General features: G+C 32.7%; 14 protein-coding genes, 1 other RNA gene and 1 pseudogene. 1 reads left to right on the top strand and 15 read right to left on the bottom strand.

Annotated elements, in window-relative coordinates; genetic code table 11:
- Window positions 1–7 precede the first annotated feature (7 nt).
- The 3 genes from ppk1 to ACGH6Q_RS03395 form a co-directional block, all read right to left on the bottom strand.
- Window positions 8–2065, bottom strand: coding sequence for a polyphosphate kinase 1 (gene ppk1, locus ACGH6Q_RS03405; RefSeq protein ID WP_296301616.1), 2058 nt, complete (start codon window positions 2063–2065; stop codon window positions 8–10).
- Window positions 2066–2177: 112 nt separating this feature from the next.
- Window positions 2178–3590, bottom strand: a complete 1413-nt coding sequence (gene pykF / locus ACGH6Q_RS03400) for a pyruvate kinase PykF (protein WP_065590959.1) — start codon at window positions 3588–3590, stop codon at window positions 2178–2180.
- 322 nt (window positions 3591–3912) lie between these two features.
- Complete coding sequence (locus ACGH6Q_RS03395; protein ID WP_065590958.1) at window positions 3913–4332, bottom strand: META domain-containing protein; 420 nt, start codon at window positions 4330–4332, stop codon at window positions 3913–3915.
- Between the two features lie 111 nt (window positions 4333–4443).
- Between ACGH6Q_RS03395 and hrpA the strand changes: the two genes are divergently transcribed.
- Window positions 4444–8283 carry an ATP-dependent RNA helicase HrpA gene (gene hrpA / locus ACGH6Q_RS03390; RefSeq protein WP_411591955.1) on the top strand — a complete coding sequence of 1280 codons (3840 nt, stop codon included), beginning with the start codon at window positions 4444–4446 and terminating at the stop codon, window positions 8281–8283.
- A 47-nt stretch (window positions 8284–8330) separates the two neighbouring features.
- Here hrpA and ACGH6Q_RS03385 read toward each other — a convergent pair whose 3' ends face one another.
- From ACGH6Q_RS03385 to thrS, 12 genes and pseudogenes are all read right to left on the bottom strand, one after another.
- A complete protein-coding gene (locus ACGH6Q_RS03385; protein WP_085164050.1) occupies window positions 8331–9374 on the bottom strand; it encodes a YdgH/BhsA/McbA-like domain containing protein in 1044 nt (347 codons plus the stop codon).
- A gap of 49 nt (window positions 9375–9423) precedes the next feature.
- Complete coding sequence (locus tag ACGH6Q_RS03380; RefSeq protein ID WP_238786377.1) at window positions 9424–10137, bottom strand: helix-turn-helix domain-containing protein; 714 nt, start codon at window positions 10135–10137, stop codon at window positions 9424–9426.
- A 372-nt stretch (window positions 10138–10509) separates the two neighbouring features.
- Window positions 10510–12454, bottom strand: a pseudogene (locus tag ACGH6Q_RS03375) (peptidase U32 family protein).
- 137 nt (window positions 12455–12591) lie between these two features.
- Window positions 12592–13461 carry a protease HtpX gene (gene htpX, locus ACGH6Q_RS03370; RefSeq protein ID WP_065635853.1) on the bottom strand — a complete coding sequence of 290 codons (870 nt, stop codon included), beginning with the start codon at window positions 13459–13461 and terminating at the stop codon, window positions 12592–12594.
- Window positions 13462–13689: 228 nt separating this feature from the next.
- An RNA gene (gene ffs / locus ACGH6Q_RS03365) (signal recognition particle sRNA small type) lies at window positions 13690–13784 on the bottom strand.
- 145 nt (window positions 13785–13929) lie between these two features.
- On the bottom strand, window positions 13930–14223 hold the full coding sequence (locus tag ACGH6Q_RS03360) for an integration host factor subunit alpha (protein ID WP_034913150.1): 294 nt from the start codon (window positions 14221–14223) through the stop codon (window positions 13930–13932).
- Window positions 14224–14227: 4 nt separating this feature from the next.
- Window positions 14228–16615 (bottom strand): phenylalanine--tRNA ligase subunit beta, encoded by a 2388-nt coding sequence (gene pheT / locus ACGH6Q_RS03355; protein ID WP_411591894.1) that lies wholly within the window; start codon window positions 16613–16615, stop codon window positions 14228–14230.
- 16 nt (window positions 16616–16631) lie between these two features.
- Complete coding sequence (pheS, locus tag ACGH6Q_RS03350) at window positions 16632–17615, bottom strand: phenylalanine--tRNA ligase subunit alpha (protein ID WP_411591892.1); 984 nt, start codon at window positions 17613–17615, stop codon at window positions 16632–16634.
- Window positions 17616–17828: 213 nt separating this feature from the next.
- Window positions 17829–18182: a 50S ribosomal protein L20 gene (rplT, locus tag ACGH6Q_RS03345; RefSeq protein ID WP_024496189.1), complete on the bottom strand. Its 354-nt coding sequence runs from the start codon at window positions 18180–18182 to the stop codon at window positions 17829–17831.
- A gap of 32 nt (window positions 18183–18214) precedes the next feature.
- The gene (gene rpmI, locus ACGH6Q_RS03340; RefSeq protein WP_034945602.1) at window positions 18215–18412 is read right to left on the bottom strand and encodes a 50S ribosomal protein L35; all 198 of its coding nucleotides are present in this window, start codon (window positions 18410–18412) and stop codon (window positions 18215–18217) included.
- Between the two features lie 85 nt (window positions 18413–18497).
- Window positions 18498–19037, bottom strand: a complete 540-nt coding sequence (gene infC, locus ACGH6Q_RS03335) for a translation initiation factor IF-3 (protein WP_065560275.1) — start codon at window positions 19035–19037, stop codon at window positions 18498–18500.
- A gap of 27 nt (window positions 19038–19064) precedes the next feature.
- Entirely contained in the window at window positions 19065–20990 is a 1926-nt protein-coding gene (gene thrS, locus ACGH6Q_RS03330; protein WP_411591890.1) for a threonine--tRNA ligase, read from the bottom strand.
- Between the last annotated feature and the right edge of the window lie 227 nt (window positions 20991–21217).

Below are 21217 nucleotides of genomic sequence, written 5' to 3'. Positions count from 1 at the left end.
AAATCCCTTATTCAACCGTTTCTAACTGATTCAAATAATCATAAATGGCATATTGTGCTCTAATTTTTTTCTTATTACCTCTTTGTACATAATTATTAGTTGCATCTTTATCAATAATACGAGCCTTTACATTATCATTGCATTGAATATTAAAAATATTATGGATAGTTGATTTTATTATTGGATCGAAGATTTTTACACCTACTTCAATACGATTATCTAGGTTACGAGGCATCCAATCAGCAGAAGAAATATAAGTATCTTTTTTCCCATCATTTTCAAAAATATACACACGAGCATGTTCTAAAAACTGATCAACAATACTTGTGACAGTAATATTTTCGCTTAAATTAGGAATTTTGGGTATCAAGACACAAGTTCCTCTTACTACAATTCTAATTTTTACACCTGCACAAGATGCACGGTATAATTGGTCTATCATATCTTTATCGGTTATTGCATTGAGTTTTAAATAGATACCAGCTACTTTACCTGCTTTAGCATTATTTATTTCTTGTTGGATAAATTCATAAAATCTCAATCGGGTATTTTGTGGAGACACAAGTAAATGATGGAATGAAACTGGTTTAAATGGGTTTTCAATGAAATTAAATACATTTTTAACTTCATCTGTAATTACAGGATCTGCAGTTAATAACGAAAAATCGGTATAAATTCTTGCAGTCCTTTCATTAAAATTACCTGAACCAATATGGGCGTAACGAACAATTTCGTTATTCTCTTTACGATCAATCAAAAATAATTTAGCGTGGATCTTTAGTTTTGGTTGTGAATAGATAACTTTAATTCCACTACTAATTAATCGTTTTGCCCATTTTATATTTGCCTCTTCATCAAACCTTGCTTGCAATTCAACAACTACAGTGACCTTTTTACCATTATTGGCAGCATTAATGGCCGCATGAATAAAGCGGGAATCTTTTGCAACTCTGTAGATATTCATGCGAATATGCGTAACAGATGGATCAAACGAAGCTTGGCGCATAATCTCTAATACATGTCCAAAAGAGTAATAGGGATAATAAAGCAATACATCTCGATCTTTAATCGCATCAAACGAATTACGAAATTGTTTAAATCGATTATAGCTTAGGCTTGGAATTTTTTTATTTAATAGCTTTTTTTGACCAAAATCAGGAAATTTCACAAGATCTTTAAAATTAGGATAGCGTCCACTTGGCATTGCGTCTTGTTCAGTTAATAACAATTTATTAATCAATAACTCAAATAATGCTTTTGGCATATCTTTTTGATAAGTAAAACGAACTGGCTGAGCAGTCAAACGTTGTTTTAAACCTTGTGACATAAGTTCAAGCAAACTGTCTAATTCTGTGTTTAATTCGTATTCAGCATCTCTATTAATATTAATAGAATAGGCATTTAATTCTTTGGCATCAAAAAACACTTTAAAAATATCGGGTAAACAGTAACGTAATATGTTATCCAAAAAAATGATCGATTTATTTTTAGTTGAAACTTCTGACGGTAATAAAACAAAACGAGAAATATTATCCGTCGGTAACTCAAGTAACGCATAATTGGTTTTATCTTCACAAATAATTTCTACAGCCAAATAGGCATGATCATCTTTTAAAAATTGAATAAGTTCGGTATGACTATCGAGTAAAATAGGGGTGATATATTGTCTAAGATTTTGTTTATAATAGTTTTTTATCCAACCTTCTTGATAAGAAGAAAGTTGTCTTTCGTTAATCAAAAAGATTTGATTTCTCGCCATTTCTAATAATAGTTCATTATAAAGCTGGTCAAACTGTAATTCTAGTTGAATAACTTTTTGGTTTACTTGGCGTAATAAGTTTTTAGAGTTAGAAGATGAGTTGGCTTGTTCTTGTTCAATAAGTACATATTTTTTTAAGTTGGCAAACTGTACTTTATAAAATTCATCAAGATTACTTGAGTATATACCTAAAAAATGTATCCTCTCTATAAGTGGATTACTTTTATCAGCAGCTTCTTGTAAAACTCGCTGATTGAAAGATAACCAACTTAGTTCCTTAGGTAAATATACTTTTTCTTCAATCATTTTAATCTTTCAAATTCTATTAATAGTATTTTATACAGGATATCTTATGTAAAAAAAAAAGCTAGCATGTAGCTAACTTTTTTATTTCAGGACAAATAATAAGTATGCCGTTTTAAATACGGTGAACAGATGTTGTGTTAGTAGTTCCACTTGGTACTAAAGCACCAGATACCATTACAATGATATCACCTTGTTGTAAACCGCATACTTTCACAGCCATCTCTTTACCTAAACGATAAAAATCGTCAGTTGAGTTAATTGAATCAATTAAAATAGGCTCTACACCTTTTGTCACGGCTAACTGATTAACTGTCTTTTGACTTGAAGATAATGCTAAAATACGAGCTCTAGGAAAATAATGACGAACTTCCCTAGCTGATTTACCGCTACGAGTTGCTACAACAATTAATGGAGCATTTAAACGCTCAGCAATTTCTACAGCACCACAGCAAACAGCTGAAGTTATACTCAACTTCTCTTCTTTTGATGTCAATTCTAACGATGCTGGAATTGTGTTATCAGTTCGGTTACAGATAGTTGCCATAACATTCACAGTTTCGAGCGGATATTTACCTTTAGCACTTTCACCCGAAAGCATAACTGCATCTGTACCATCAATAATTGCATTAGCTACATCACCAGCTTCCGCACGAGTTGGACGTGGGTTTTTAATCATTGAATCAAGCATTTGTGTTGCTGTTATGACTGGTTTAGATGCTTTATTACATTTTTTGATCATCATTTTTTGAGCAAAAATAACTTCTTCAACAGCGATCTCAACCCCTAAATCACCACGTGCAACCATAATACCGTCAGAAGCATCAAGAATTTCATCAAAATTATCTAAACCTTCTTGGTTTTCAATTTTAGATATAATTTTAATGTTTTCACCACCATGAGCTTTTAAGTGAGTACGAATATCATCTACATCAGAACGTTTCCGAATGAATGATGCAGCAATAAAGTCAACACCTTGTTCACAACCAAAAATCAGGTCATTTTTATCTTTTTCTGCTAGTGCTGGCAATTTAATTGAAACTCCAGGTAAATTAATACCTTTATTTTCACCGAGTTCACCGTTATTTAAAACAGTACAAATAACCTCATTACCTTTAATTTCTTTAACGTCCATAGCAATTAAGCCATCATCAACTAAAACACGATTACCTGGTTTAAGGTCATGCGCAAAACCATCGTAAGTTACGGCTACACGGTCTTTGTTTCCGATAACATTTTTGTCTGTAGTAAACGTGAATGTTTGACCTGCAACTAGGGATACATCATTACCGCCTTCTAATTTAATAGTGCGAATTTCAGGGCCTTTGGTGTCTAGCATAATAGCTGCTTTTAAACCAGTTTCTTGCATTACTTCACGTAAATTTTTGATACGGTTGCCATGTTCTTCGTAATCACCATGCGAAAAATTTAAACGCATAACATTCATGCCTGCATTTAATAATTTTGCTAACATTTCTTTTGATTCAGATTTTGGTCCGATCGTACAAACAATTTTTGTCTTTTTCATAATAGTATCTACTTAGTAATTTATTTAATGTTAAGGTTAATGTTTTAATTCAATTTAAAAAATTCGATAAACCAACTTTTTGCAAAAAAAAACCAATGGCAAAGCATTGGTAGTTTTATTGGTTAAAAAAGGTATTTGTAGCTCAATATGGCTACCAAAATCACATAAAATCTTTGAAGAATATAATAATTTCATCAATAAGTTAAACCCTTTAAAATTCTTCTTATTATATTCTTAACAGTATTTTAAATAAAGTATTTTATCTTTAATATATTTTGTTATTTATAATAACATACTAAATTATAGCAACTAAACATTTGGCTTACATTAAGTCTTTAAGTTGATAAATTAGTTCATTATTGTTATTTTTCAAGGTTAGTTGATTATTTTTTAAATTGATTTTTGTACCTTCAGTAATTAAGTTCTCAATAATATAATCTAATTGATTTAATTGATCATCATTACAAAGCATTTTAGTCATCACAATTCCACTACCTTTTATGCTACCGTTGTCTAAAGTAACTTTACCAGAAAAATGGTTACACATTTTACCTGTAATTGTCATATTTTCCCCAAATATAAGCTCTGCTTGATCATCTAACGGAATATCTTGACCATTTACTTTAGTGAGTACAAAACGGTGGTGCATGAGGTCGGTCTCTTGTAAAGTACTTGAGTCATTACATCCTGATAAAGCCAGTAAAGCCATAAATAGAGCAGTTAACAAAAACGTTTTTTTCATTTGAACTCCTAATAATAGGTTAAATTTGTTATAATCGTGTATTAATGTAACTATAATTGAAATATCTGAAACGCTATGCTATCTCAACAGCAATTAAAAAATCTTGATTCAATGACTTTCTTAAATAAGCATAAAATAATCAAATTAGCTAAGAAAAGTCAAACTATAGCTGATATAGATTCCGCCATACAAAATGCTAACTTACATTATCAAAGCAGACTAGAGTCGTTACCGAAAAATATTATTTTTCCCAAAAATTTGCCTGTGACTGAAAAAAAACAAGAAATTTATGATGCTATTAAAAATAATCAAGTAGTTATAGTTGCAGGTGAAACTGGCTCGGGAAAAACAACACAGATTCCCAAAATCTGTTTAGAATTAGGCTTAGGTGTCAAAGGCTATATTGGTCATACCCAACCAAGACGATTAGCAGCACGTTCAGTAGCTAATCGTATCGCTGAAGAGCTAAAAACAGAGATAGGGCAGTTAGTTGGTTTTAAAGTCAGATTTTCTGATCATGTCAATGACACAACCCTGATTAAATTAATGACTGACGGTATATTGCTTGCTGAAATTCAGAAAGATAAACTTTTACTACAATATGATACTATTATTATTGACGAAGCTCATGAACGCAGTTTGAATATTGATTTTATTTTAGGCTATCTTAAGCAATTATTATCTAAACGCCCAGACTTAAAAGTCATAATAACATCAGCGACTATTGATGTAGAACGTTTTTCTAAACACTTCAATGAGGCTCCAATTATTGAAGTATCGGGTCGTACCTATCCAGTTGAGGTTAGATATCGTCCCCAAATCCAGAAAGAAGATGATAATAATGATAAAAGTTGTGATTTTCAACCGATTATAGATGCCATTGATGAATTATCAACTGAAAGTCTTGGGGATATATTAATCTTTTTAACAGGAGAACGAGAAATTCGAGATCTTGCCGATACACTTAATAAGTTAGAACTTCGTCATACGGATATTTTGCCATTATATGCAAGGTTATCAGCATCAGAACAAAATCGAATTTTTCAATCACATACTAAACGTCGAATTGTCCTTGCTACTAATGTGGCAGAAACATCATTAACTGTTCCAGGCATTAAATATGTGATCGATTCGGGATTAGCCAGAATTAGTCGTTATAGTTACCGAACTAAAGTTCAACGTTTACCTATTGAACCAATATCACAAGCCTCTGCCAATCAGCGTAAAGGACGTTGTGGACGAACATCTAATGGTATCTGCATACGTTTATATGATGAACAAGATTTTTTATCTCGCCCCAAATTTACCGAACCCGAAATATTGCGGACCAATTTGGCTTCAGTAATATTACAAATGACATCATTAGGCTTAGGAGATATTGCCGCTTTTCCTTTTGTTGAAAAACCTAATTCAAAATATATTCGTGATGGACTTCGCTTATTAGAGGAACTTGGGGCAATTCATACCATACAGAATAGATATCATTTAACTGAAATAGGTAAAATTTTAGCACAATTACCAATTGATCCAAGATTAGCTAGGATGCTGGTTGAAGCAAGGCGCCTAGGGTGCATTAAAGAAATAATGATAATTACTGCTGCTTTATCGATTCAAGATCCAAGAGAAAGACCTTTTGATAAACAGCAAGCTTCGGATGAGAAACATCGTCGTTTTGTTGATAAGGAGTCAGATTTTATTTCTTTAATTAATTTATGGAACTACATTAACGAACAACAGAACGTATTATCAGGGAATCAATTTAGACGATTATGCCAAAAAGAGTTTTTAAATTATCTTCGAATCCGTGAATGGCAAGATGTCTATACGCAAATTAGACAAACAATTAAGCAATTAGCGTTTCCGATTAATAGTAAAGAAGCTGATTATAATTCATTACATATTTCGTTACTAAGCGGTTTACTATCTCATATTGGAATAAAAGAGCTTGAAAAGCGTGAGTATATAGGTGCACGTAATATAAAATTTGCAATTTTTCCTAATTCAGCACTTTTCAAAAACCAACCCAAATGGTGTATTGCTAGTGAACTTGTTGAAACAAATAGATTATGGGGAAGAACAGCAGCAAAAATTGAAGCTGAATGGATTGAACCTATAGCTAAACATTTAGTGAAATATGACCATAACGAACCTAGGTGGTCTAAAAAGCAGGGCACAACAATAGCAAACGAAAAAGTAACTTTATTTGGGTTACCAATTGTTACTAATAGAATAGTAAATTACAGTAAAATTGATCCTATTCTAAGTCGCACTCTGTTTATTCGACATGCATTAGTTGAAGGTGATTGGTTCACAAGTCATAAATTTTACAAGCAAAATCAAAAATTGATTAATGAAGTTGAAGATTTAGAACATAAATCACGTCGTCAGGATATTTTAATTGATGATGATGAATTATTTGATTTCTATGATAAACGCATAGATAAATCCGTTATTTCATCTAGACATTTTGATAAATGGTGGATGCAGAAACAAAAATCTGATCCTGATTATCTTAATGTACAAAAAGAGATGCTGATCAGGCAATCAGCACAATTAATTAACTTAAATGATTTTCCTGATTTCTGGTATCAAGATCATTTTAAGCTAGCACTTAGTTATCACTTTGATATTGGTCATAACCGTGACGGCGTCACTATAAAAATTCCACTTGATATCTTAAACCAAATTAAAAACAAGGGATTCGATTGGCAAGTGCCAGGTTTTAGAAAAGATTTAATAATTGCATTAATCAAATCATTGCCTAAATCTTTACGACGAAACCTTGTCCCTGCACCAAATTATGCTGATGCATTTTTAGATAGGGTAGATACTAGTGAAAAACCGCTTCTTGAATGCTTAGAAAATGAATTTCATAAAATGACTGGTGTGAAAATTACATCAGAAAATTGGCAATTAGAACAAGTTCCTGAATACTTAAAAATGAATTTTAGTATTATTGATAGTAATAATAGCGAAATAGCTTCAAGTAAAGATCTTGATATGCTAAAACAGCAACTCAAAACTCAACTTCAACAAGCTTTATCATCTATTACTATCAATAAAAAAGATAACTCAATTGAGCAAAATAATTTGACAGATTGGACATTTGGAAAACTTCCTGGTGTTTATGAAGAAAAACAAAAAAACTATACTGTTAAGGCTTATCCAGCAATTATTGATAATCAAAATTCCGTAAGTATAAAGTTAGTTGATAATCAATCAGAGCAACAAAGATTAACTAAATTAGGTTTAAGACGCTTATTAATGCTTAATATTCCCTCTCCAATCAAGTATTTACATGAAAAATTACCCAATAAATCGAAATTAAGTTTATATTTTAATTCATTTGGTAACGTTTTAATGCTTATTGATGATTGTATTGCTTGTGGTATTGATTATTTAATTGAAACAAATAATAAAACAATACATTCAACTGATGATTATCAGCAATTACTTGATTATACAAAAACTCATATTAATGAAATAGTTGTTGATATTGCTAAGCAAGTCGAATCAATACTAACTTTGCATTTTAGCATTAATAAAAAGTTAAAAGGGCGCGTTGATTTATCTTTAGCATTTGCCTTATCAGATATCAAACAACAACTTAATAAGTTAGTTTATAAAGGATTTGTTGCTCAATCAAGTTATAGAAGATTGAATGATATCTCTCGATATTTATCGGCAATTGAGAAAAGAATTGAAAAATTATTTCAAAATATGGCAAGAGATAGACAATCAATGAGTATTATAGAAGATGTTCAAAATCAGTATGATAATTGGATTAATAATTTACCAAACAATCAACAATCGGACACTAAAGTGACAGATATCCGTTGGATGATTGAAGAATTAAGAGTAAATTTATTTGCGCAACAGCTTGGTACATCATATCCAATTTCAGCAAAACGCATCAAGCAGCAAATTGATGTAGTTAAATCACAACTATAGCTTCATACAAAAAATAGGGCGCTTATGCGCCCGATTGTCTATATAAACTATCGATACAGATCTACAAAAACAGTTATATTTGGACCATTTGAATCATGGGCAATTCTAGCAATATGATAATACTTGGCCCCAGCATCAATAGCTCGTTTACCCGCTTGATAAGAAATTTCCTGATCAGTTACATAGTAACCTCTGAATTTAATTGTATCAAACGCAACCATTTTTGCTGCAGTTGCATCATTCAATTCTTGGATCTTTCGTCCATCGGGTAGAGTGACAGTGTAACGTGTAATGCGTTGTGGCTCAGTTGTTATCGTCGTAACTTGAGATGCAGAAGCATTAGTTGTTGCAGAAGTTGTTGCTTTTTGTGTGGCTTGATTAATGACTTTTACTTTATTATTAAATTTATCGGCATAAAATTTTTCATTAAAAGCTGAAGGAGAATAATAGCCAGGTTTTTCTACCTGCATAGCCGCATCACCACCTTGTGCAAGAGCTTGTTGACCAGCTTCAGAGTCATATGGAATTGCATCCTCAGGTTGAAGTTTACGTTCAGGTGCATCTTTCTTAAACAAATAAGCAGCAACTTGTATATTACTACCTAATTCACTACGTGAATCAATATAATAAGCATAAGCACCTTTTGCTGATGCTTCTCTAGCAATTGCTTGGTTAATATCATATTCACTGGGAAAATAACCACGAATACGCACAATGTTGAAAGGCTCTAAACGTATGGCTTTAGATTTTGGATATTCATAAATACCTTCAAACTTGCGAAGGCTTTCAGCTTGTTCTTCTGCTTTAGGAGCATCGGCTTTATATAATTTCGCATACACAATCCTTAAAGTATCATTAGAAGGACTGATATTAGTTGTGGTTATATAAAAGGAAGCAGCTCCTTCTTTATCCGCAGCTCTCGACATTGCCATGATATAATCACTATCAGTATAAAAAGCTCCGCGGATAGTTATACTTTTAAATGACTGTAAACCTTTAGCTTGTTGCTCCGTTAATTGCTGAGCAGCAAACGAAGAAAAAGAGGTTAGGGACATAGCAACTACAATAAGCGTGTTCTTTAAACTTGCCATATATTAAGACCTTACAAAATTTATTCTGATTATTTTAACATAAATAAATCTAATTACCTAAATCTATTAAACCGTTTAAGTTTTTGATAAATAAATATTTTCCTCTAGCTAATAAAATATTTTGTTCTTGCAACTTTGATAAATTTCTGCTAACTGTTTCAATTGTTAAACCTAAATAATTAGCGATATCGGCTCGGCTCATCATGAGCTTAATATTCAATGAAGAATGACCTTTCTTTTCATAACGCTGATAAAGTGAATAAATAAAAGTTGCTACTCGTTCATCAGCCTTTTTTTGAGAATAGCATAATACTAATTTTTGGTAATTATAAATATCAGAGCTTAACAAATTAAACACAAGGTCTCTAATATTTTTTTGGGTATCAACTAACGACATCAGCTCATCATAATAAAGCTCACAAACCAATGTATTACTAAGAGCTTGAATATTATTGTTATACACTTGAGTTGCAATTGAATCTAAACCAACAATATCTCCTGGTAAATAAAAGCCATTAACTCGTTGATGATTATCAGAAGTTGTAACAAAAGTTTTTAATGCACCCGAATGAATAATATAAAATTTAGTAAAGGGCGTATTAGATTTTGCTAGGATTTCATTTTTAGCATAAGATATTTTTCTTTCTAATATACTGTTTAATTTATTGTTAAGCAACATGGGAATGCAGAAAGATCCCATACTACATAATTCACATGGAACGGAATAACTTTTTGAACGTAATGTCTTAAAAATATTTTGCATATTAACGAAAGGAAATAATTAAAATTTATTAATTTATTAGAGTAGCATATTTTATAATAAAACAACAATTGCTCATTAATTAATATTTATATTTATTCGTTAAAAAATATTATTTAACATAATATACATTATTTTAACATGTTGATTTTATTGATTTTATTGTTTATGTGTTATTAATTTGCAGATTAATTATAGAGTTAGTGGTTTTGGTGGCTTAATTTGAATTGACGGCATGAGATTTTATGGTTTGTATCTACAGAATTCACGTACGTTTATCGTGGTTCGTATAATGTATATTATGTTAAATAATGTATATTATTACGAACTGTTAAATCACCCTCATTTATCATAAGATATTTTTATTCAAATACTTTATTTCTTTGCCATAAATATAATCTCACTTCCAGGAAGTGGCATTTTTAAAATGTGTTTTTTTATTTTACCCCATACTTGCATTTCGCAAGCTTTACAATTGAACTTTAGCAATAATTCTTCATTATTTTGAATTAATTTCATTGGAGTAATTTTAGTTTTAACACCTTGAATTCCTTTTGCTTGTTTTGGACATAAATTAAACGCAAACCGTAAACCGTAAACAATGTTTGGTTATCATTAAGGGCGCATCTTCTTTAACTTCATGTGCTTCATAGGCACTTTCAATTAATTCAACTCCATGTTGTGTATAAAATTCTCTTGCTTTGTGATTATAAACATTTGCCAAAAAACTCAAATGATTTTCAGGATAAAACGAAACTGGGCTTTGTTCTGGTTTACGTTTTTGGCGACAATAACTTGTTAATCTTTTAGCTGTCAATTTATTAATAGTATCCCTTCGAAGCTGATTTAGTTGACTACTTGAAATAAAATAAATTTTTGATAAATTTAAATCAAAATCAGTAAGATAATATATAGTTTTTCCTAATTTAGATAAATTATTTCTAATATTTTTTAATGATTTATCTGGTTGTTCCGCAAGTTCGAATTCCCCATTAAGTTCTACCTTGACACAAACGCCCTCTTCGCTTTTTGCAATTAGCTCTATACCTTTTTCAATATTATATAGTTTAAATGACACACCAATTCTGCGATTACTTGATTCTTTCAATAAATTTTGTTGCCACACATGATCGAGATTTCGATTCACTCTATAAGGTAATTTAACTGAAAAAAGCGGCTTAGGAATTTCATTTGGATAAATTCGATATTGATTAGCCGAAAGTTTCTCCACCTTATCAGCTCTAAATCCAAAGATCTCTCGTTTTATTAGTACATTTAAGCCATCTCCATTAGTTAATATTTTCTCAGATTTAATATAGATAGTTTTAGGTGTAATTTGAGTTATCTCACCAATTTGCAAACCAATGAATTTAGGTGAATCGAATGCAACGATATTGGATTTTCTTCCATGTACAAAATAATCTGTACTTCCTCGATGAAATGTTTGGTGAGGATCTGGTATAAAAAAGTGCTCAGTTCGGCCACTTGACGCTGATTGTAAATCAGGCGAATTTGACAAAATAGTATCTAATTTTTGACGATAAAAGGCTGTAATGTTTTTAACATAACTTAGATCTTTATAACGTCCTTCTATTTTAAAAGATCGTACACCTGCTTGAATTAATTCGTTCAAATTATCTGATTGGTTATTATCTTTCATTGATAATAAATGTTTTTCATAAGCAACAATGCGCCCTTGATCATCTTTTAAGGTAAAAGGAAGTCGACAAGCTTGGGAGCAATCTCCTCGATTTGCACTACGCCCTGTCTGTGCATGTGAGATATAACACTGTCCTGAAAATGCCACACAAAGCGCACCATGTATAAAAAATTCTATTTTTGCATCAATTTGCTCATGAATTTTAGCTATCTCAGTTAAATTAAGCTCACGAGCTAATACTATTTGTGAAAAACCAACATCAGATAAGAATTTGGCTTTTTCAGGTGTCCTTATATCCATTTGAGTGCTAGCATGTAAATCAATAGGAGGAATATCCATCCTCAAAATGCCCATATCTTGCACAATTAATGCATCAACACCTGCATCATAAAATTGCCATATAAGTTGTCTTGCTGGTTCTAGTTCATTATCGTGAAGAATGGTATTTAAGGTTACAAATACTTTTGCATAATAATGATGAGCAAATTCGACTAACTGAGCAATATCACTGACCGAATTACCAGCATTATGTCTGGCACCAAAATTTGGTCCACCAATGTAGACTGCATCTGCGCCATGTAAAATAGCCTGTTGTGCAATCTCAATATTTTTAGCGGGACTAAGCAATTCTAATTTATTATTGGTGACAAGATATGACATTATAAACTCTTTGAAAATCTAACTAGCGAATAATTTGGCTTTTATTTTACAAGCATTATTATAATATTAATAATACTTGTAAAAAAATTTCAGGAAAGTATGTGTTTGAATATAAATTTGATATAGATCATCTAGTCTTAGTTTCGATAAGTTTCATTCCTTAAAGCCTCTATACGTTTTTCTAATGGTGGATGAGACATAAACAATTCAGAAAATTTTGCTTTTTTCGCACCATTAATGCAGAATGCTAAAATTGAAGTATCTTCACTTGGTTCATGGCTAGTTTTTAGTTTTTCTAACGCGGCAATCATCTTTGTACTGCCTACTAATTTAGCCGAACCAGCATCGGCGTGAAATTCTCGATAACGAGAAAACCACATAGCTATAAGGCTTGCTAAAATACCAAATACGCTTTCAAAAACCATAACTATCAAGAAATAGGTTAACTGTGATAAACCACGATTACGATCATCCAATGCTTGGGCTACAACAGATGCTAACATTCTTGAAATAAAAATAACGAAAGTATTAAGAACTCCTTGTAATAGAGTCATTGTGACCATATCACCATTAGCAACATGGCTCATTTCATGACCGATTACCGCTTCAGCTTCATCTTGAGTCATAGTATTTAATAAACCAGAACTTACTGCAACAAGAGAACTATTTTTAGTTGCGCCGGTTGCAAAAGCATTAACATCTTGAGCATGATAGATGGCAACATCTGGCATTTTTATATTAAGTTCAGTTGACAATCGACGAACAACATCAAGTAACCATTGTTCTTGACTATTACTAGGTTGACTAATGACTTGTCCTCCTACTGACCTCAAAGCCATTCTCTTAGATAATAGAAGAGATATAAGAGATCCTCCAAAACCGAAGATTGCTGCAAATATAAGTAATCCTAAAGTACTATGCGCATCAACGCCTAAAATACTTAGAATGATTCCAAATACAAACATAACGGCTAAGTTAGTTAGAATAAATAATCCAATTCGCATCATTATCTTCTCTCTTTATTTAAACTAATTTTAAAATGATTAAATTAAGTGAAATCGCAATATCTCGATTGTTAAACACGTATGATCGCAAAAATAATACATATATACAACTATCAATAGAAGTATATTTAATAATTATTTGAAATGTGCTCGTTTATTAAACAACAATATTAATAATATATGTTTATAAGTATAAGACATTTGATAATAAATTGATGAGGTGGGTGGAGACCCTATCAGCTGCATCCCACACACATATATTTTACTTTGGCTGCTTCCTTCCGGACCTGACCTAGTGAGCAAAAAATGTTGCAAGAGAACCCATAGAGCCTCCATAGAAGCGAAAATATTATGCTTGAATTATTAATTTTTTACAACTACTTTTTAGCATAAAATAGTTGTTTGGCTTTTCTTTAGATGTTATATCAAAAGGAAAGCCATTATTTGAAATGATATTACGTAATTCAGAAATTAGATTACTAAATTTTTTTCAACACGCTCTCTGAATTTTATACCAGGTCTGAATGTAACAACTCTACGAGCTGAAATATCAACACTTTCACCTGTTTTTGGGTTTCTACCTGGGCGTGAATTTTTATCACGTACTGTAAAATTACCAAATCCAGATAATTTAACTGGTTCTCCTTTTTCTAAAGCTACCCGAATCTCTTCAAAAAATAGCTCTACAAGGATTTTAGATTCTTGTCGATCAATATTAAATTTTTCGGCAAGACGATCTGCAATATCTGCTTTAGTTAATGTCATATTATTATTCTCTTAATAGGGCTTTAAAACGATTTTGTAAGGCAGTAACGCATTTGCTTACAATGTTAGTTATGTCTTCTTCTTCAAGCGTACGTGATTTATCTTGTAAAATCAAACTAATAGCAATGCTTTTTTGATCTTCTTTGATATTTTCACCTTGATACACATCAAAAAGAGTCACTTTAATAAGTTGCTCACCACCCGCTTTTTTACACTCTAAAATAATATCCGCTGCTGGTATTGTATTTGAAACAATAATAGCTATATCACGTTTATTTGACGGATACTTGGATAAATCTTGAGCTACAGGTACCTCTTTTTTACTAATTTTAGCTAAATTTATTTCAAAAACAAGCGTTTTACTATTTAAAGACAATTTTTTTTCAATTTCTGGATGCAAGACTCCTAAATGACCTAATAACTCATCATTTAAATAAATCGCTGCGCTTTGTCCTGGATGTAAAGCAGGGAGTTCAGATTTTTTAAACTGTATTTGATCACCGCACCCTAAAAGAGAAAAAATTGACTCAAGATCACCTTTGAGATCATAAAAATCTACGTTTTTTTTAGGGAGTTGCCAGTGTTCTTCATATAAATTACCAGTAACAATACCTGCTAACATTAACTCCTGACGTACGCCAAATTCACAATTTTCATCAGGAATAAAACGCAATCCAGTTTCAAATAATCGGGCACGCGTTTGTTGACGATTTTGGTTATATAGTATCGCATCTAATAACCCAGACCAAAGCGATAAACGCATAACTGACATTTCACTTGAAATCGGATTAGGTAATTTAATTTCTGGATATTCAGGATATAATATTTGCTGAACTTTTGGATCAACAAAGCTATATGTCACCGCTTCTTGATACCCTCTATCAACCAATAAATCCTTTACTCTACGTAATGGGATTTGACTTTCTGGTTTCGGTTTCATTACTGATTCAATTTTCAAATTGGCATTTGGGATATTGTTATATCCGTAAATACGGGCAACTTCCTCAACTAAATCTTCTTCAATTTGCAAATCAAAACGCCAACTTGGTGATTTTACAATCCAAACATTGTCTTTATATTCAACTTCACAACCGAGTCTAATTAAAATATCGGTAATCTTTTGTGTTTCGATTGTATAACCAATAATGCGATCAATTTTATTACGTCGCAATTGGATAGTTGCTTGTGCAGGAAGTTCAGCTTCATGTGTCACATCAATAACTGGACCTGCTTCTCCACCACAAATATCAATTAATAATTGGCTTGCTCGTTCCATTGCTGTAAATTGTAAGAAAGGATCAACTCCTCGTTCATAGCGGTGTGACGCTTCTGTATGTAAACCGTATTCACGTGCTTTACCTGTTATAACTAATGGGTTGAAGAATGCTGCTTCAAGAAATATATCTTTGGTTGTTTGTGTTACACCAGATTTTTCACCACCCATAATCCCCGCTAGCGCTAAGATTTTTTGGTGATCGGCAATTACTAAAGTTTTATCATTAAGTTTAACGTCACTACCATTAAGTAAAGTCAGTTTTTCATCTTTGCGTGCATAACGAACAATTATGCCCTTTTCAATCTGCGATAAATCAAATGCATGCATTGGATGGCCAATTTCTAATAATACAAAATTAGTTATATCAACAACGGCATCGATTGAACGAATTCCACCACGACGCAATTTTTCTTTCATCCATAGTGGCGTTTGAGCATTAACATTAATATTTTTAATTACCCTACCCAAATAGCGAGGTGATGCTGTGGGTTCATCTATTTTTATTGATACTGTGTCGGAAATTGTTGCCTGTACACTGTTAACTTTAAGTGCTTGCATTGGAATATTGTTAACTGCAGAAATATCTCTAGCAATCCCAACAATACCAAAGCAATCAGCCCTATTAGGTGTTACACTAATATCAATTGTGACATCGTTTAAATTTAAATATTCACGAATATCTCGTCCCAAAGGAGCATCATCAGGTAATTCAATAATACCATTATGTTCATCAGCAATCCCCAGTTCTGAGTATGAACATAGCATGCCTTCTGACGGTTCACCTCGTAACTTAGCTGATTTGATTTTAAAATTACCTGGTAAAACAGCCCCCACTGTAGCACATGCAACAGTCAAACCTTGTCGACAGTTTGGCGCGCCACAAACGATATCAAGTAATTCTTCTTTGCCTATATCAACTTTTGTTACACGAAGTTTATCAGCATTCGGGTGCTGCATACATTCAACGACTTTACCAATAACGACACCTGTAAAGTCACCTGCTACTTTTTCGACATCATCAACTTCTAAACCAGCCATTGTTAATTGATCTGCTAGCGTTTCGCTACTAATTTCTGGATTGATCCATTCACGTAGCCAACTTTCACTAAATTTCATGTTTTGATCTCCAGAATTAATTAAATTGCTTTAAAAAACGTAAATCATTTTCAAAGAAAGAACGCAAATCAGTGACGCCGTAACGTAACATAGTTAATCGTTCTATCCCCATACCAAATGCAAAACCACTATAAACTTCAGGATCAATGCCTACATTACGTAATACATTAGGATGAACCATTCCGCAGCCTAAGACTTCTAGCCATTTACCATTTTTAGCTTTAATATCAACTTCAGCCGATGGTTCTGTAAATGGAAAGTAACCCGGCCTAAAGCGTATTTCCATATTATCTTCAAAAAAGCAGTGTAGAAAATCATGCAATAACCCTTTTAAATGTGTAAAACTGATATCTTTATCAACCAGCAAACCTTCCATTTGATGGAACATTGGTGTGTGTGTTTGGTCATAATCATTTCGATATGTTCTTCCAGGAGCAATTATTCGAATGGGTGGTTTTTGATTTTCCATTGTGCGAATTTGTACTGTTGACGTTTGCGTTCTTAATAAGCGTTTTGCATCAAACCAAAATGTATCATGATCTGCACGAGCAGGATGATGAGCAGGAATATTTAATGCATCAAAATTATGGTAGTCATCTTCTATTTCTGGACCGGTTTCAACAACAAAACCCAGTTCACCAAAAAAATCAACTAATCGATTAATTGTTTTTGTAACTGGATGTAATCCGCCTAGTTCAAGTGAGTTGCCAGGCAATGTAATATCAATTGTTTCATTGGCTAGTTTTGCATTAAGAGCCTGACGCTCTAAATAATTGCGCTTTTGATTCAATAGCTGAACAACTTCTTGCTTTGCATCATTGATTTTTTGACCCACAGATGGACGTTCATCGGCAGGAACATCACGTAAAGAAGCCATTTGCATTGTAAAATAGCCTTTTTTACCAAAATATTCCACTCGAATTTGTTCGATCATATTAATGTCATTAGCACTTTCAATAGCGGATTTGGCTTTATTTACCAGTTCAACTAATTGAGACATACAGTTCTCCTGCTTATTGTTCATTATATAAAAAAAGCCTCTTTTTGAGGCTTTTATAATCATTTTTTGTTTTTTCTTTGCCTCACGAATTAGTATTACTAAAGAAGCCAAAAAAGAAACAAAAAACAACTAAATTCATAATTAAATTACTCTTTATGATAAAAATCAAAAATTAAAATAATAAAAGCCGAGATAACTCGGCTCTCATAAATATTATAGTGCAGCCTTAGCTTTTTCAACTAATGCAGCAAATGCATTTTTATCAAATACTGCAATATCAGCAAGGATCTTACGATCGATCTCAATTGAAGCTTTCTTTAAACCATTAATAAAACGGCTATATGAAAGACCACATTGGCGTGCTGCAGCATTGATACGCACAATCCATAATTGACGGAATTGACGTTTACGTTGACGACGGTCACGGTAAGCATACTGCCCAGCTTTGATTACAGCTTGGAAAGCAACACGATACACACGTGAACGAGCACCATAATAACCTTTTGCTTGTTTTAAAATTTTCTTGTGACGTGCACGAGCAATAACACCACGTTTAACACGAGCCATAAACTATATCCTCTAAATAATTAACCAATAAATTAAGCGTATGGAACACACGCAGTAACTAAACCTAAATCGCCTTTTGACACAGTAGTCAAACCACGTAAATGACGTTTACGCTTAGTTGATTTTTTAGTTAGGATATGACTCTTGTTAGCTTGCTTATGCTTAAAGCCACCAGAAGCTGTTTTTTTAAAGCGCTTTGCTGCGCCTTTTACAGTTTTAATTTTAGGCATTTTATTAATTTCCACTTCGCATTGTTAATAAAAACAAAATAATGGTGTAGTTTTCAATAGTATCAAAATCTAGCTTGTTGAACCATTATTTCTTCTTAGGCGCTAGCACCATAATCATTTGTCGACCTTCAATCTTAGTTGGATAAGATTCAATAACCGCCAAATCAGCTAAATCCTTTTTAATACGATCAAGCATTTCAGAACCTAACTGTTGGTGAGCCATTTCACGACCACGAAAACGTAACGTTACTTTAGCTTTATCGCCATCTTCAAGAAAGCGAATCAGGCTGCGGAGTTTTACCTGATAGTCGCCTTCGTCTGTACCAGGTCGGAACTTAATTTCCTTAACCTGAACAACCTTTTGCTTCTTCTTCTGCTCTTTTGTTGCTTTACTCTTTTCATAGAGGAACTTGCCATAATCCATAATTCGACAAACAGGTGGCTCTGCATTAGGGCTTATTTCAACTAAATCTAAAGTTGCTTCTTCAGCTTGTTTTAAAGCTTCATCTAAGCTTACTATACCGAGCTGCTCACCATCGACGCCGGTTAACCTCACCTCACGAGCTGTAATTTCATCATTGATTTTATGTGCTCGTGTTGACTGAATTCGTTTACTGACTTTAATATCTCATTCCTCCAAATTAATTTATCATTAATTCATTTGTTCTAATGAACGACTATGAATTTCGTTAAGCAACAATTCTATAACATGTTTCACTTCAAAGCTACCAAGATCTTTACCTTGACGAGTTCGAACTGAAATTGTTCCCGATTCCATTTCTTTGTCTCCACAAACAAACATATAAGGAACACGTTTTAGAGTATGCTCACGAATTTTAAACCCTATTTTCTCATTTCTCAAGTCCGCTTTTGCTCTAATGCCAACTTTTTGTAATTGTGCGGTTAATTGTTTGGCATATTCAGCTTGATTATCGGTAATGTTAATTACTGCAATTTGCAATGGAGCAAGCCAAGTAGGGAAAAATCCTGCACAGTTTTCAGTCAAGATACCCATAAAACGCTCCATAGAACCTAAAATAGCTCTATGAATCATAACCGGGACATGACGTTCATTATCTTCACCTACATAAGTCGCATCTAAACGTTCAGGTAGCATAAAATCAAGCTGAACTGTACCGCATTGCCATGCTCTACCTAAACAGTCATGCAGGGTAAACTCGATTTTTGGACCATAAAAAGCGCCTTCACCTGGTAAATATTCAAATTCAATGCCATTTTCTGTTAAACATTCAGCTAAATCTTTTTCAGCAAGATCCCAAGTTTCATCCTTACCAATTCGTTTTTCAGGACGGGTTGATAACTTAACAGTAATATCATTAAAACCGAAAGTACTATAAGTATCATAAACCATTTTGATACAGCTATTTACTTCACTGCGAATTTGATCTTCAGTACAAAAGATATGTGCATCATCTTGTGTAAAACCTCGAACGCGCATCAAACCATGTAAAGATCCTGAAGGTTCATTACGATGGCAACTACCAAATTCCGCCATACGTAATGGTAAATCACGATAAGATTTTAAGCCTTGATTAAAAATTTGTACGTGTCCTGGACAGTTCATTGGTTTAATACAATATTCACGATTTTCAGAAGAAGTAACAAACATTAACTCTTTATAATTACCCCAGTGACCTGTTTTTTCCCACAAAACACGATCCATCATAAATGGACCTTTTACTTCTTGATAATCGTATTCTTTCAATTTCGTGCGAACAAAAACCTCAAGTTCACGAAAGATAATCCAACCATCATTATGCCAAAACACCATACCAGGCGCCTCTTCTTGCATATGATAAAGATTTAGTTGCTTACCAATTTTGCGATGATCTCGTTTAGCGGCTTCTTCTAAAAATTGTAAATAGCTATCAAGTTGTTTTTTATCTGCCCATGCTGTTCCATAAATACGTTGTAACATTTTATTATCACTGTTACCGCGCCAATAAGCTCCAGCAATTTTTTGCAATTTAAAATGATGGCAAAAACGCATATTAGGTACATGTGGCCCACGACACATATCAATATATTCTTCGTGATGATAAAGTGCTGGTTTTGAATCTTTTGGAATATTTTCATCTAAAATAGCAATTTTATATGGTTCATGTCGCTCCCAAAAAACTTCTCTAGCGCGCTCCCAACTAACCACTTCTTTTTTTACTTCATAATTTTTTTTAGCCAATTCATGCATGCGTTTTTCTAGTGCATCAAGGTCTTCCTGAGTTAAAGAGTGATCTAAATCAACATCATAATAAAAACCATTATCAATTGTTGGACCAATAGCCATTTGTGTATTAGGCCATAGTTGTTTAATTGCGTGACCCAATAAATGTGCACAAGAATGGCGAATAATTTCGAGTCCATCTTCATCTTTGGCTGTAATGATGGCTAATATTGCATCTTGATCAATGACATCACAGGCATCTTTACGCACGCCATTTACACGCCCAGCTATACAAGCTTTAGCAAGACCTGCTCCAATACTTTGAGCAACTTCTAAAACAGTAACGGGTTTATCGAATTGACGTTGGCTTCCGTCAGGAAGAGTAATAATTGGCATAACAAATCCTTATAACAGTGGTGCACCACACGAAAGCGCACTTGCTTACTTAAAAAATAGGTCGAATATACTACCACTTATCCTCTGGATTTAAAATAGAAAGAATCATATTTATATGAGCTTAATAAATATACTAAAACACATAGTTACCGGAAACTTTTTTACAAATAAATGGTTATTTTTGTATAACAAAGGTTATAATCATTAACTAATAAAAGTTTATAATA

It is taken from the genome of Gilliamella sp. BG2 (assembly GCF_046635645.1).
GTDB classification, from domain to species: Bacteria; Pseudomonadota; Gammaproteobacteria; order Enterobacterales; family Orbaceae; genus Gilliamella; species Gilliamella bombi.
This window is presented reverse-complemented; position numbering and strand designations above follow the sequence as displayed.